The sequence below is a fragment of the Pseudomonas bubulae genome (assembly GCF_900618535.1).
Lineage (GTDB): Bacteria > Pseudomonadota > Gammaproteobacteria > Pseudomonadales > Pseudomonadaceae > Aquipseudomonas > Aquipseudomonas bubulae.
Window position 1 is genome coordinate 250399 of sequence record NZ_UYJA01000006.1, and the last position, 13647, is coordinate 264045.

Below are 13647 nucleotides of genomic sequence, written 5' to 3' on the forward strand. Positions count from 1 at the left end.
TTGCGGGGATTTCTTGCTGGTGCCTTTGGCGATCGCTTCGAGTTTCTCGGCCATGGCCCACATGTCGTTGTTGTCGCGGCGTGATACCACTGCGGAGCGTTGGACGTTACGGTTTGTCAGGATCTTGGCAGCCAGCAGGATCAGTCAGGCCTCGATCTTGCGGCGGATGAGGCGCTTCACGGCTTCGCCCCATTCACTATGGTGAGTCCCTCTACAGTCTTGCTGTAAATGAACCTGAACTTCACCGGGTGCGCTGCTGCGATCGCACGTTGATTCTGTGTCGACAAGGTGCTGACTGGCTGGTAGACGGTTACCTGGCTTCCTGAATACTCCGGGCTACCCGCACTAGATGATGTATGTTGTTTGGTGCGATCGTAATAATTGTGTGGCAGTATGTTTTTAAGTGTGTCAATCATCAAGGTGTGAAATGGACGAGGCTTGTATAGATTTAAATGTTAAAAGAGGATTTGATCTTTTTGATGAGTCGGATCGAGGGGCGGCGATCGTAGGGGCTGCATTACTAGAAGATACCTTGGCAACATTACTCAAAGACAACATGTCTTCCGTCGCGATGTCGCAAAAGCAAGTCAGAGATATTTTCGATCTGAGCGGGCCTCTTTCAAATTTCTCAGCAAAAATATCAATTGCATTTGCATTTGCATTTATAGATAAAGTTACTTTTAATGATCTTCAAATAGTCAGAAAAATCAGGAATAGCTTTGCCCATTCCGCAGGTAAACTTTCTTTTGCTGATGTGAGTATAGCGTCCCAAGTACAGAATATGTACTGTTTTAGATATGCTAAAGATCAACTTCCATTTTTTTCGTCTGAGTGTAAATTAATGGTTGATGAGCATGGCAGAAGCTATGGAGAGCTATTACCTTTTAGCAAGGCTGCATTCTCGATTGCGATTCAGCACTTGCAAACTCGGGTGATGTTTTCTTCAACAATACGTAAGATGAGGCAGGATGGGATTGAGCTACCTCTCAGATTCATTGTTTTCAAAGATATTTATGATTCCTAACTGAAGCTCTAATGGGTGCCATCCTTTACCATGGGGCGTCCGCCAGTTTCGGCGGTGCACTTGAATTCAATATGGGGAAAAACAATTTAGAAACTTAGGTATTTTCCGAAAAGTTGGTTGATAATGCGAGGTGGGAGTTGCATTCAAAACTTCCATTTAGCGCTTGGGTCTAACTAGTATCCATTCCAAATTGGTAAATGAGATGTTTGGTGTGAATATATGGTGTGACTGCGCTCCTCTCGGTATGAGTATTGGTTAAAGGGGGGCGGTTGCACTCGCCCCCAGCAAGCTTTAGCCTGTATAAATCCGCTTGATTAAGCCGCAAAAGCTCCAAGCGTCAGCGGGGTCTCCGTACCAATCTGCGCATCGAGTACCGACTTGAACTCTTGCGCGATTTCTTCCCTCTGAACTTCTTCACCGATCCAGCGCAGTTTCAGCATTGGCTGAGCACCGCTGGTGATGACGGATACGCGCAGGGTTATATCGCGCACGCTCAAGCCCTCGTAAGGCATTATGGAGAACACCAGCGAGGCGGGCAGAGTCTCTTTGCTGGTTGCTTCGATCTGGTCCATCGCGCTGCGACTGGTGCGGGTTTCGCTGACGGCGTGATCACTTTCCGATGAGGCTTTGATGGTGATCGTGCGTACCGCAGCGATAGCTTTGGCGATGCTCATTGTCTGGCCGGCTTCGTCAGTGGCGCTCAACGAGGCATTCCAGTCTTCGATCCAGTCACTCAGGTCTTTCTGCGACAGCGCGCGCCCAGGGATGCCCTGGACAGCCTTGTAACCTGCTGACGGCTTGAGACGCAGAACTGCGCGATCATCTGCGTGCCCGGGTGCAACGTTTGTGCCAAGGTTGAAGATCAGCGTGCAGGTCATTTCGTCCTGATCGATAAAGCCTCGGGCGCCTTCAATAGCGCGTTCTTTGACGTAGGTACTGAAATCAATCAGAGAGTTAGTGGAAAGCACACCACGGAAGCGGCTGCGGCCCACCTGGTACTTTTCCAGATCAACCACTTTCACACCTTCAGGCAGGACGGCCGTTGGCGAGTAGGTCGACAGAGTTTTGCCAGCAGCCAAAAGGGCTGTGTCGGTGATTAGTTGAATTGCTTCTTGGCTTAGGGACATGGTTCAAGCACCTGTGAGAGCGGGTTTAAGTGCGCGGGGTGATTGGGGCTTCTTCTCGGCTGAAAAGCTGGTCGTGCTTTTCAGGAAACATGGCGATGCTGCCGCCGGTACCGACATGCATAGGGGTATCGAGCCGGGTGTTTTCGCTGCGAGTTCCACGCTTTGTGGGAACCTTGTAATCCAACTTGTGATTGATCTTTACCTGGCTGGACTCGCCGATCTGGGTGAAGTCGAGGGTAATCACCAGCTTTCCAGCTTTGCCGTGGTCGACTACGCCTGCAGCTACTTCTGAGAGGGCATGGCCGATTTGGCTGATGAAAGCACCTCCATTGAGGTCTTCGAGAAACTGCGCGGTATCAGTAGGTTTGGACATGGCTGTTGCTCCGGTCTGGCTTGGAGTCCGCTTGGCGGCAAGTGGTGTTGGGGCTGGCGAAGGCGTCGTTGCGCGGATGCGCTGGCACGTTTCAAATGTGACTTCCGAAGAAGACGAACACGGTCAGCGTGATGCCAAAGCGCAAAGTCCAACTGCTCAGGAATTTTCCGAACCGCTTAACGTTGAACTGCGCTTCTTTTGCCTCCAGCTCACGAGCATGAGCAGTGGCATTGTTGTGTCCGAAGCGCTCGGCTACGACCACGCCAGTAGCCCGATTGATCAGCGAGAAGGTGTTGTTCCCGCTTGGGCGCACGATGATCAGCGGTGCCAGTGGCGGCGGTTGTACACCGGGCTTTTGGTAGAACTCGGCCGTGGCCTGGTGGGCACGTGCGCGCAACCCGTCGAGAACGGTGATGCGCTGGGCGATTGATGGGTGCATGGTCGATCCTCGACAGGGTTACGGTTATTCGTCAGCACTCGTCACTGCGCTGTTTGCCGATGGGCGCGCAATCGAGTGCTGACGGATAAACCCAGGTATTAAAAAGCCCAGTCGAAACCGGGCTGTGTTGCACTCTTAAAACGCCACCGTATGTAAGAGCCTGGCTGTGCGGGCGTGCCCGTCTTTGTTTACTTGTGCATGGCGGAGTCCTCCGTTTTGGGCTTCAGTGGGGAAGGGGTGATGCAGGTGTCCAGCGTCTGCTGGGTTGGCGTCCGCATCGGTCTGTACTCAGGCGGGTTTATGCCGAAGATCAGACCGATACGGCCTGGTGCTGGGGAGTACCAGGGGGCTCGGGCAGTTAGCGACAGGCTGTCGTGGCGCTGGTTGATTCGATTAACCGACCAGATCAAATGAGTCAGCGCGGCGTGCCATTCTCAGTTCGCCGCTCCGTCGCTCAGTTGGGCGACGATCACGGCGAGCTATCCCGCTGTCATCAAGACCCTGCATGGTCATCACTGCGACCAGTAGCAGGCAGAGCGGGGTGATGATCTGCCGTCGCATCGCTTCGGCGACCATCGCGCCCTGGCGGTGAACGCCGAGCTTGAACATGGCGCAGGCCAGTCGCTTGACCACTGTGCCCGGCGCAATGCCGAACGCTCTGGCGATTTCCTTCGCGGTCATGCCTTGTGCCACGGCAAGAAGAAATTGCAGTTCCCGCGGCGCAAGGCCTCGGCCGAGATGGCCTTTCCATGCACCGTCTACGATTGTCGATTCCATGATGTTTACCCGGTTGTTTTCCCGATGCACCCGGCAAGCCAGGTGCAGCAGTGAAAGTGTCCGTTCTTAAAAGAGCTCTCATTACTGAGCCAGTCGATCCCCGTGAGGGGGCTGGGGTCAGGTTTCCCCCTGGCCGTGGTAGCCGGTGAGTCTCCGGCTTGTTGCCGGTGTGGTCCGGCGATGGCGCAAACAATACCAATGGCAATATTAATTGTAAATGCCAATGGTAATAATATTTTCGTTAGGCATGAAAAAACCCGCGCTTTGCGGGTTTCTATCTGGGTCAGATGAGAGCTTTCAGGTGCAGCGCCTGACGCTAGATGGGAGCAGACTGTCCGAAAAGTGGGGATTTGCATTCCACTTGCCCACCCGTTTACATCGCAATTGACCACCCATTTGCATTCGACTTGACCAGTACATTGGATGACTTTGACCGGCAGAAATCGGCCATAAGCGGACATGGACAAGCGACCGCCGTCGGCCAGAAACAGACATTGCTGACTCGAGCGGTCCCTAAGCGTGATGGTGGCTGAATAACATTAGGTAGCCGATCAGAGGCCCAAGCGATTGGACTTGCCGCACCTGACCGACTGCGGTATATCCCCAAGAACGGTGACGATCATTGCTGCGATCGAGGGACTAGCTATATTGGGTCGTTTTCAGCCCGTGGTGGCGGACCGCTTTTGGCGATAATTTATAACTTCCAGGCTCTGAAGTATTTATGCATTATCCAGTCTTGCTAACATGATCTGATTTACTGCAGGCTATTGATAAAAGACTTTGCGCCATCAAAACTAAATTTTATCTCCCGTTTGCCGAAAAATTTTGACCAGTGAGACATTAATTCTGCTCTATTTTCCACGGAACGATAATCAACCACGTGAATTCTTGCACTTTTCCTTGTCATTCTCGATAGCAGTTGGCGCATTTCAAAATCAGCATAGGGTAATGAGTACCCTATAAATACAATTTCGTCCGCTTCCGAAATCTCTATACCAGCGTTTTGCCAGACAATCCTGTACTGCGGATTAGATAAATCCTTTAAGTAAGTTGGCATTATTAGATTTGGGGAAAGTTTGTGCCTGCCATGTTCTTCAGGAAAATTCTTATCGCAGTGTCGGCATGACGTGGAATTCTCAAAATTCCGCATGGCGTCTTTTTCAAAAAACTTAGCATACAGCCTTGCGCACCTTGGACATTGCAGCCAATTAAGAGACCCATGGAGCTTTAAGAGCTTCACATTGAACCCGCCTTGGCCAAGCTTTTCAAGCCCAGGAACAACCGTATCGTCGTTCTCGTCTCTAGAGCTTATATAGCAGCAGTAGTCTACTACCCCGTTGTAGTCATTGTTCGAGTGCAGTGATTTGTAAATTGAGTTGTCGAGCAAGATGTCCCAGTTCGTACTTATTACGCTAACAGGATCTTTCCTCTTATACTCAACTCCTGCTCGGACTGAAGACTCTCTGGTCAAGTAGCTCGCAAAATGGTCTATATAGTCTTTAGTTTTTGTTGTTTCGTTTAGCAAAAGCTGTATTGTGCGCCCGACGACATAGAACACCGATTCGCGGACTTTCATTATCTTGTCCAAGCTGATCCCTCTGAACTGCGAGCTTTCAGCCAGACACCGATCTAAAGGAGTAAAGATATCTTCAAGATCAATATTTGAAAACATATCCTCAGAGATATTTAACTGCTGTTCAATGAAGCATGTAAATTCTTCAAATTTATTCTGTTCAAAGTTTGCGAGGTTTGATTTATGCAGTCTGAATGCCTCGCGTATAATAGCGGCTTGTGTCGGTGCACCTGCTTCGACAGAGAATCCTGCCCCTAAAATATATACGGTCTTCATGTTGTTTTTAATTCTCAATGTTAAGCATAGTCTATATTTTTTTCAAAAGGCTAAAGGGATGTTTACACTCCAAACCTGCCTTTTATGTTTTTCCTTACCGGCTGGCTATTTTTGTCGTCCGCCCCTATCCAGGATCCCATAGCCAATTCCATGTTAGATCTTGCCATTCCGCCGATATGATGTGAATCGCTCCAGGCCAGTAAGGCATCGTTAGGGATCCTCCGAACAAGTTTTTTTTCGTTAAAGGAGACTGCTGAAGCCCCCGGATTTATAGGGGGCGGATCAGCTCAAACCGACTTGTCCGGAGGATCCTTAGGGGCGCAATGGGTCGAAAGCAGTCCTGCCTGAGCGACTCCTTCTGGCCGATTGCTGCCCCTCGTAAAGGGTAGCTTTGGGTCGGTTTCTGCCGGTGAAAACCACCCGATGTGCTGGTCAAATCCAATGCAAACGACTGGTCAAGTCGAATGCAATTGGGTGGTCAAGTCCGTGCAATTAGGTAAAAAGAGCTTCTTGCCAGGCATACTCACCAATGATGGCTATCGGGCTCCCCGATTCGCGCAACTCAACGGCTCTCATGATCTTTAAGCCATAGCTGCTATGGCGCCACTGATCGTTCCCGACACTACCTACCACCAGGTAGTGGGTCTTCTTATTGATCCCGCCACCAATCAATCCGCCGCGCTCCTCAATAAGCGCCTGGCAGTCCTTGCGCGGCCCGTAGGCCATAACACCCGTGAAAACGAACAGACGCTCTTGCCAGATTATTTCTGGAATTGGCATGTTGAAGGGGAGGTCGTTCGGGGCGGTAAAGCTGGTTTCGGTGGTTTTGCTCTCGGCTTTACCTTGGCCAAGGCTCAGGCCTGAGAAATTTTGCAGCATTGCCAAAAGTTCTCTCGACTCCTCAGCATCCAAGACCCCATCGGAAAGCATGTTTGATAGGCGGCGATAGAGGATATTGACGACAGGGTCTTCTAGATGCAGAAGATTTTTGGCGATCCATTCTTCAAGAAAAATGGCTTCTTTCAAGGTGACGACACCGTCCGAAACAATGCCGGCTGCCAAGCCTACAAGGGCGTCAGCAGAGCGCCTATCAATGCGGTCTTCATGGAAAAAGCGACTCTTCTGAAACTCCTGATGCAGGTCCACCATTTAAAGCTCCTTCTTCAATGTTGTTAGTTTCGGACTCATTCAGGATTTTACGAATGTCCGGAGTGAAGGTCACGATCATCTGCGTTTTTACACATTTGATAGTTACTTCTGAATCCAAGGCGATGCTTAGATCTTCCCCGCGCAGCCCCTGCCATTGGGCCAGATAGCGCAAGGAGCCGAATTTTTCGCGCTTAACCAGAGTGCGATCGCTCCCACCTTTCCAGTTCAGGGGAGGGAGCTCTCCGGCCAGCGTTCGCGATGCCAAGTCGGGTTTCTGGATGGCAAGATTTCGACCAATTTCCCAGTTTTTTATCAGTCCAGAATCTGGACCTAGCCAAGTCTCGTGCCAGCTGAGGTTTGACCTTGCCGGCTCTGCATGGGATCGCTGAATTAGTCGGTTTGTCTCAGGTGATTCAATCTGGGTCATCCAAGGGTCCATCCTGCAGATTCTTTGTTAGAGCTTCTTCACATCCCAGGCCAAGAGGACGCGGGCGTGGACGTGCATGCGTTCCAGTTGTTCGCCATGTAGATCAATCGGGCGGTAGATCGGATTGTCAGAAATCATCGACAAGGACTTGCCGGTGATTCGCTGCAAACGCTTGATAAACAGGTCGCCGTCGAGGGTGAAAACATAAATGGCATCTGTTTTTATTTCAGTAATGCCGCGATCAATCAGAAGGGACGCACCATCGCTGAAAGTGCCTTCCATGCTGTCGCCGTCGCCAGTAATGATTGCCAGATTCTCGAGTTTTGAATAATGGACTCCCCGGCGTGCGAGCCAGTCCAAATGCACCGTAATGTCACGGATCACATCAATGTGTCCGTCTGGCGCTGCTATGCCTCGGCCCATGGATGCGGAGACATCCAGACGGGGGATGGTCACGTATCCCTCGCTGTCGGGCTTTCTGGTGAAGTCGACAGTGATTACGTTGTCTTCTTTGACGGTCTGCGGGCCGATAGCCTGGGCGATTTTTGTCATTTCTTCGGCGAGTCGCTCACTGAATGCAGAAACATCGACGCCGAGAATTTTCGCAAAGCTCGCGGCCACTGCAGCATTGAGCGGGTTAATACCGTTTAGGTAATGGCTTACGGAGCTCTGGTTCATTTCCAAAGCATGAGCAAGCTTCTCCTGGGTTAAACCAAGCTCATTTTTCTTCGCGTTAAAGATTGCCTTGAGTCGCTGGCACTCTTCTTTCTTTTCGGGGGGTAGCGGCTTTTTGCTCATGGCCGAATCCTATTCCCATCGGTAATAAAGCATCAAATGCCATTGGCATTTACATTTAAAAATGCCATAGGTAATATCTCGCCATGAAAACCATGGAGAGAACTCCTGTGAAGAGAACCCACATCACTCATTTTGCTCAGGAGTTTGGGCAATGTGAGGCGGCAGCCTTACTAAAAATGACTCAAGGCGCGCTCAGCAAAGCCATACGCCGTGGTCGGGACGTATACGTCACCAAGCACGCGGATGGCTCGTACACGGCAGAGGAGGTGCGTTCATTTCCTTCGCAGAATCCAGCAAAAAACCAATCACCTGAAGCTGTCGCCGTCTGAGAAATCAAGACGGCCAGCTTTGCGTGCCTGGCAATTATCAATTCTTCCGAACTTACCCAACAGCACCTCGGATTAGCTGTTAATCCATCCAGTTACCAAATCGCAGGCAAAAAAAAGCCGGTGGCTAGACCGGCTTCTTCACAACATATTTCGGGGGCCATTATGTGCACCAATTGTTCATCACGCAACACCGCTGACGTGATACCTCGCCTTGCGCCCTTACTTTCTACGACCACCGCACAGGAGGCCGTGTAATGGCCCGCATCCGCACGATAAAACCCGAGTTCTGGACCAGTGAACAGGTCATGGAATGCAGCCCTTTGGCACGCCTGTTGTTTATCGGCGTGTGGAATTTCTGCGACGACGCAGGCAACCACCCCATGTCGGCCAAGACCCTGAAGGCTCTGGTGTTCCCAGGCGATGACATCACCTCGGCGAAAGTCGCTGAACTGCTCGCCGAGCTGTCAATGAACGGGCTGATCGACCTCTACGAGGTGTCGGGTAAAGAGTACCTGCACGTCAACGGCTGGAAGCATCAAAAGATCGATCGGCCGACGATTAAACACCCTGCATATCGACTGACTATCGACGCTGATTCGGAGAGTGCTCGACGAGCCCTCGCCGAGGAACCGCCAGAGCCTAGACGAGCCCTCACCCCCGGAAGGGAAGGGGAATATAAGGGAGAAAACCCACCCAACGCGCACGAGCCGTTCGATCCACGCGAAATGGTCGCCATGACCCTGGACTGGTTGCCCGATCCGGAAACCCTAAAAACCTATGCCGTTCACGTTGGCCTGTCTGGCGCTCTGTTCACTCCAGCGGTGATTGCCCTGTTCACCTGCCACTACGAGCCGAAGGGTGTGATCAACACCCAGGCCGAGTGGGTGAGCATGCTGGTCAAGTGGGTGCAGCGTGATCAGGTCAAGACCGCCGGAACCAACGTCAGCCGCTTCCCGGGCAAGCCCCGTTCTGACGAACCCTTTGACGATGAAAACACCGACTGGCTGCATCAGGAGGCCTCCCAATGAACCAAGTTTCAGTAATCGCCACCGGCCTGTGGGCCAAGGTGCAGACCGGCCAATTTATCGCTGCCGGTGAAAGCGAGAGCATCCAGCCCGCCACCGAGCTATCCCAGGCCACGGCCAAAGTCATCAACGGCCTGTTCCGTGAACTGCGCTCGATCTTCCCGGCGTGGAAGCAGGCTTGGCCGGATATGGCGACCTACAAAGCCGCCAAACAGCAGTGGATGCGCGGGTTTCTTGAGGCCGGGATCTGCAGCACTGAGCAACTGCGCTTCGGCTTGATGCAGGCGCGCCAAGCCGCCAAGAACTTTGTGCCGAACGTGGGTGTGTTTATCGGCTGGTGTACGCCGACAGCGGAAATGCTCGGCCTACCGAGGTTGGCTGCGGCCCATCGCGAGGCTTGCCGTAACGCCCATCCGTCGATGGCCGGCCAGGCCAAGTGGACCCATGACGCGGTGTGGCACACGGCCAAAGAGTGCGGTTTTGAAAACCTCAACCGGCTGTCCCATGACCTGAGCATCAAGCTGTATGAGCGCAACTACACGATCACGGTGCGTCGCATTCTGGCGGGCCTGCCGTTGCAGAAAATGCCATTGGCTTTGCCGCCACGGGCCTTTGAACGCAGCGCGCCGGAAGTGGGCAACAAAGCCTTGGCGGCGCTGCGGGCCATGCGTTCGGGAGGTGCAGCGCATGCCTAACCCTCATCTGGCCCCGGTTGAACTGAGTGCCTATCGCTGGGCCGTTCACTGCTGCTCGTACAAGCTCGACTTGAGCCACAAACCCGACCGGGCCGTGGCCCTGTTTGAGCATGAAAGTGCGGCACACACGTTTGGTCGCCTGATGTGGCCAACCACTTACGAGGTTGTCGACCGGCAACCCCAGCAGGAAGGTGACCGTTGAACACCAAAATCAAAACCCTGACCGTGAAGCTGTCCGACGCGGAGATTGGGCGCAATGCGAAGCTTGAGCATGTGCGCGACCTGCGGGATGCCGGTCACCCGGCGTTGCACTTTCGCTTCTCCAAGAATCGCACCCGTGGCTCCTGGTACTTGCTCAGCAAGCGCCGCTGGCACCGCATTGGAGCCTTTCCGGACTTGAGCGCCAAGCAGGTTCTGGCCGAGCTGCCAGCCGTGCGCCTGCGTGTATCTGCTGATGCGGGCTCGACCATTTCCCAGTGGGCCACCACTGGTGAGCTGCTCACCTGGTATGCCGATCGCATGGCCCGCGACCGCAGCTTGTCGGCCAAGCGCAAGAACACCGGTGCTTCGGCCATGAAGTGCCACCTGCTGCCGCGCCTGGGTGACTTGCCGCTGGTTGAGGTCAACAAGGCCACGCTCGATACCCTGTTCATGTGGCCGCTGCAGGAATCCCTCTCAATCGATTACGTGCGCCTGGCGTTCCAGTTGCTGGCTCTGGCATTTCGTCAGGCGTTGAAGCTGGGTCTGATCACGTCCAATCCAATGGTGGGCATCAAGTTCAGTGACTTCTCCAAGGCCAAGGTAGGGATCAAGCCGTCGCGCCTGCGCGGTGTGCAGTTGCAGGATCTGCTGGGCGAACTGGGCCGGGCCATGACGAGCGATCCGGCTGACGCCATGCTTGCGTTGATAATGTTGTGCCATGGCACCCGGATCGGGGAGACCCGGCAAGCGCGCTGGCCGCATATCAGCCTGGCCGAACGCGAGTGGTTCATTCCAGCGGAGCACACCAAGACCGGCGTGGAGCATCACCTGCCATTGACCGACCAGGTGCGCAGCCTGTTGATCCAGTACCGCGAAATACAAACCGCCCGTGGCTATGACGGCCAGTACCTGTTCCCGGCACGCAACGGTAAGGCCTTGAGCGAAGGGCAGGCCAGTGCTGTGTTCACCCGGCTGGGAAAGGGCGAGTGGACCAGTCACGACCTGCGCAAGGTGGCCCGTACCGGCTGGGCAGACCTCGGCATCGACCACCTGATCGGTGAACTGCTGATCAATCACGCGATGGGTCACAACGTGAAGGTGTACATCCAGTCGGACGTGATGGGCCGCAAGCGTGACGCGCTGGAAAAGTGGCACGCCCATCTAGACCAAAAGGGTTTCAGCCTGATCCACGGGCAGACAGGCGTTAGATTCGGAGAATCCGGTAATACGCTGGAAGCCACTAACGGCGTGGCTTGCAGCGCTATTCAGAAAACAACCATAGGTGAGGATTAAAAATGATGATTCGCAAAACGCTGCACCGACCTTTGGGTGATACCGAACACATGCTTGAGCAATGGGGCTGGTGGCGAATGGACGGGATGGGGATTCCCAGCTATGCCTCGCCAATGCTGGCCTTGATGCGTGACGCGCTGCCTTCCAGCACGAAGTCTTACACCATCACTGATGAGCTGGCCTGCGCCGTTGACGGGGCGTTGGCCAAGCTGTGCAAGCGTGACCAGCAGATGGGTGACATGGTGTGGCTTTACTACGGATCCAAGTGGCCGGCAGTGCGGGTGGGTCGGCACTTCAAGGTGAGTGAGATGAAGGCGCGAGAGCTGATCAAGGCGGGTGTGGCCTGGATCGACTGCGCTCTCGAGACCCTGCGCGAAGCTGCGTAAAAAGAGTTGCCCATATGGAATAGCTCTGTTTTCATAGCACTGTGTTTAGCTGTTACAGCGGGACACCACAGAGAAAGCTCGGCCTTATGCCGGGCTTTTTGCATTTTAAGAATCACTCCTTCTGTTGTATTCGAATATTCCGCCTCCATATGCATATCGACCAACAGGAGATTCAAAATGAGCGATTCATTGAAGCTAGGCGATATTGTGCGGTACAAGCTGACCGGTGAATTAGAGACCGTCAGTGATGAAGGTCCTATTGCTGTTGGTGGTGTTGGCGCGATCGGTGTTAGTTCTCGGACCGCTTACAAGACGCCACTCAGCCATGACCATGTAATATGCAAGGTCTTTTCAGGGGCTGAGCTTAAAAACAATAGGCGTAAAAAAACTGAGCTGGAATTCGTTAGCTCTGGTAACCATTTTGAATTTAAAGAGTCCGATAAGGTTCGCCTCGCTTCGGGAGGCCCGCTTATGCTCATCACGCGCCTTGGTCCGAAACAGGTTGGCGGTGCTGCAATTGGAGTGAGCGGTAGCATTCGGAGAGTCAGCGGCTCTGTCCGGCATGACCTTATTGGCTGCAAGTGGATTAAGGGTAAAGGCGAAATGACTGAGGAGTTTGAAGTTGGAACTCTGATCCCTGCGGAATAACACCGACCTCGTCACTCGAACCCCGGCCTTTGCCGGGGTTTTTTATTTCCTGCTCCCAATAAAGGGAGGATAAAGAGATACACGAACATGCCTGATAAGCCAGACACCTGGGTGATAGTGCTCGCGTGGCTGAGTCAGCACTCGCCGACGATCTATGCCGCCACACTGTCCTTTGTAATGGCGGCGCTGCGGATCATCTACGGCGGCGGCACTCGGCGGCAGGCAATGCTCGAAGCAACCATCTGCATGCTGCTCACCACCAGCCTGATTGCGGTGCTGGAGTACTTCGGCCTGCCGTCCAGTCTGGCCACACCGGCAGGCATCTGGATTGGTTTCTTGGGTGTGAAGAAGATCGCCGACCTGGCTGACCGCTTCGCTGACCTCAAGCTGCCACGGCGGTCCGAGTGATGGTCTGCAGCGGATGCGCCGCCCGGCGCGAACAACTCAACAAGTGGAAGGCGATTGCATATGAGCGAGCAGCAGAGCTCTTTGGCTGGCCTGCTCAGCCAGGTACTGGCCGAACAGATCAAGCAGACAGCGATCCTCCAACGGATGGCGACCCAGCAGACCCAGTTGATCACAGCCTTGGCCGAGGAGGGGATTGAGTCGGACCCAGAGTCAGCGCCACCGACCTACATGAGCGGCGCACCGCGCCATCCAGCATGAGCCGCCTCAAGACACTGGCCACACGCCTGCAACCCCAAGCCAATCGCATCGCAACCGCAGTGCCTGGGTCATGGCGCAGCGACAAGGCCACCTCGACCCAGCGCGGTTACGGTTACGCATGGCAACAGGCGCGACTGGTGTACCTCAATGCTCACCCTCTGTGTGTCTACTGCCAGCGTGATTATCGGGTGACAGCGGCCAGCGTGGTCGACCACATCATTCCGCACCGTGGCGACATGACTCTGTTTTGGGACCGCACCAACTGGCAGTCGCTGTGCAGACCTTGCCACGATATCGTAAAAAAACGAGAGGAATCAGCAGGTTGCACGACCTTGTAATGTCAATCTTTATTGTTCGTTTTGGGCGAAAACATGCGAATAAGAATGTTTATCAATAAAGTTGTTGCAATTAATTCGCATTTGTGGTTTTGAGAATTATTCT

At 53.5% G+C, this 13647-nt stretch carries 19 protein-coding genes; 11 read left to right on the top strand and 8 right to left on the bottom strand.

All coding sequences use genetic code 11. The features are described 5' to 3' along the window. Positions 1-427 precede the first annotated feature (427 nt). Complete coding sequence (locus tag PPTH39_RS21315) at positions 428-1024, top strand: MltR family transcriptional regulator (RefSeq protein WP_130872406.1); 597 nt, start codon at positions 428-430, stop codon at positions 1022-1024. Positions 1025-1338: 314 nt separating this feature from the next. Here the strand turns inward: PPTH39_RS21315 and PPTH39_RS21320 are convergent, their stop codons facing one another. The 8 genes from PPTH39_RS21320 to PPTH39_RS21355 all read right to left on the bottom strand — a co-directional run bounded on the left by PPTH39_RS21320 (position 1339) and on the right by PPTH39_RS21355 (position 7963). After that, entirely contained in the window at positions 1339-2151 is an 813-nt protein-coding gene (locus PPTH39_RS21320) for a YfdQ family protein (RefSeq protein WP_130872407.1), read from the bottom strand. Positions 2152-2176: 25 nt separating this feature from the next. Further along, complete coding sequence (locus tag PPTH39_RS21325) at positions 2177-2524, bottom strand: hypothetical protein (protein ID WP_130872408.1); 348 nt, start codon at positions 2522-2524, stop codon at positions 2177-2179. Between the two features lie 91 nt (positions 2525-2615). Beyond that, a complete protein-coding gene (locus PPTH39_RS21330; RefSeq protein WP_130872409.1) occupies positions 2616-2963 on the bottom strand; it encodes a hypothetical protein in 348 nt (115 codons plus the stop codon). Between the two features lie 393 nt (positions 2964-3356). Continuing rightward, complete coding sequence (locus PPTH39_RS21335; protein ID WP_130872410.1) at positions 3357-3740, bottom strand: response regulator transcription factor; 384 nt, start codon at positions 3738-3740, stop codon at positions 3357-3359. A gap of 754 nt (positions 3741-4494) precedes the next feature. Further along, positions 4495-5589 carry a hypothetical protein gene (locus tag PPTH39_RS21340; RefSeq protein ID WP_130872411.1) on the bottom strand — a complete coding sequence of 365 codons (1095 nt, stop codon included), beginning with the start codon at positions 5587-5589 and terminating at the stop codon, positions 4495-4497. 492 nt (positions 5590-6081) lie between these two features. Continuing rightward, a complete protein-coding gene (locus PPTH39_RS21345; RefSeq protein WP_130872412.1) occupies positions 6082-6738 on the bottom strand; it encodes a BRCT domain-containing protein in 657 nt (218 codons plus the stop codon). Further along, the gene (locus tag PPTH39_RS21350) at positions 6692-7165 is read right to left on the bottom strand and encodes a hypothetical protein (protein ID WP_232527679.1); all 474 of its coding nucleotides are present in this window, start codon (positions 7163-7165) and stop codon (positions 6692-6694) included. The genes PPTH39_RS21345 and PPTH39_RS21350 overlap by 47 nt, the downstream gene beginning before the upstream one ends. A 27-nt stretch (positions 7166-7192) precedes the next feature. Further along, positions 7193-7963 (bottom strand): LexA family transcriptional regulator, encoded by a 771-nt coding sequence (locus PPTH39_RS21355; RefSeq protein ID WP_095023619.1) that lies wholly within the window; start codon positions 7961-7963, stop codon positions 7193-7195. 92 nt (positions 7964-8055) lie between these two features. On the opposite strand from PPTH39_RS21355, the gene PPTH39_RS21360 reads away from it, so the two are divergent. The 10 genes from PPTH39_RS21360 (at position 8056) to PPTH39_RS21405 (ending at position 13544) form a co-directional block, all read left to right on the top strand. After that, positions 8056-8292, top strand: coding sequence for a Cro/CI family transcriptional regulator (locus PPTH39_RS21360; RefSeq protein WP_307987432.1), 237 nt, complete (start codon positions 8056-8058; stop codon positions 8290-8292). A gap of 254 nt (positions 8293-8546) precedes the next feature. Continuing rightward, on the top strand, positions 8547-9320 hold the full coding sequence (locus PPTH39_RS21365; protein ID WP_130872414.1) for a DnaT-like ssDNA-binding domain-containing protein: 774 nt from the start codon (positions 8547-8549) through the stop codon (positions 9318-9320). Further along, on the top strand, positions 9317-10012 hold the full coding sequence (locus PPTH39_RS21370; protein WP_130872415.1) for a replication protein P: 696 nt from the start codon (positions 9317-9319) through the stop codon (positions 10010-10012). The genes PPTH39_RS21365 and PPTH39_RS21370 overlap by 4 nt, the downstream gene beginning before the upstream one ends. Further along, positions 10005-10214 (top strand): hypothetical protein, encoded by a 210-nt coding sequence (locus PPTH39_RS21375; RefSeq protein ID WP_130872416.1) that lies wholly within the window; start codon positions 10005-10007, stop codon positions 10212-10214. The genes PPTH39_RS21370 and PPTH39_RS21375 overlap by 8 nt, the downstream gene beginning before the upstream one ends. Next, positions 10211-11506: a tyrosine-type recombinase/integrase gene (locus tag PPTH39_RS21380; protein ID WP_130872417.1), complete on the top strand. Its 1296-nt coding sequence runs from the start codon at positions 10211-10213 to the stop codon at positions 11504-11506. Before PPTH39_RS21375 ends, PPTH39_RS21380 begins: the two co-directional genes overlap by 4 nt. A gap of 2 nt (positions 11507-11508) precedes the next feature. Beyond that, positions 11509-11892 carry an antiterminator Q family protein gene (locus PPTH39_RS21385; protein ID WP_198417416.1) on the top strand — a complete coding sequence of 128 codons (384 nt, stop codon included), beginning with the start codon at positions 11509-11511 and terminating at the stop codon, positions 11890-11892. Positions 11893-12069: 177 nt separating this feature from the next. Continuing rightward, positions 12070-12540 carry a YodC family protein gene (locus PPTH39_RS21390; protein WP_130872418.1) on the top strand — a complete coding sequence of 157 codons (471 nt, stop codon included), beginning with the start codon at positions 12070-12072 and terminating at the stop codon, positions 12538-12540. Between the two features lie 87 nt (positions 12541-12627). Continuing rightward, positions 12628-12948 (top strand): phage holin, lambda family, encoded by a 321-nt coding sequence (locus PPTH39_RS21395; protein ID WP_130872419.1) that lies wholly within the window; start codon positions 12628-12630, stop codon positions 12946-12948. A gap of 60 nt (positions 12949-13008) precedes the next feature. Continuing rightward, positions 13009-13206: a hypothetical protein gene (locus PPTH39_RS21400; protein WP_130872420.1), complete on the top strand. Its 198-nt coding sequence runs from the start codon at positions 13009-13011 to the stop codon at positions 13204-13206. Continuing rightward, positions 13203-13544 carry an HNH endonuclease gene (locus PPTH39_RS21405; protein ID WP_130872421.1) on the top strand — a complete coding sequence of 114 codons (342 nt, stop codon included), beginning with the start codon at positions 13203-13205 and terminating at the stop codon, positions 13542-13544. The genes PPTH39_RS21400 and PPTH39_RS21405 overlap by 4 nt, the downstream gene beginning before the upstream one ends. The last annotated feature ends 103 nt before the right edge of the window (positions 13545-13647 follow it).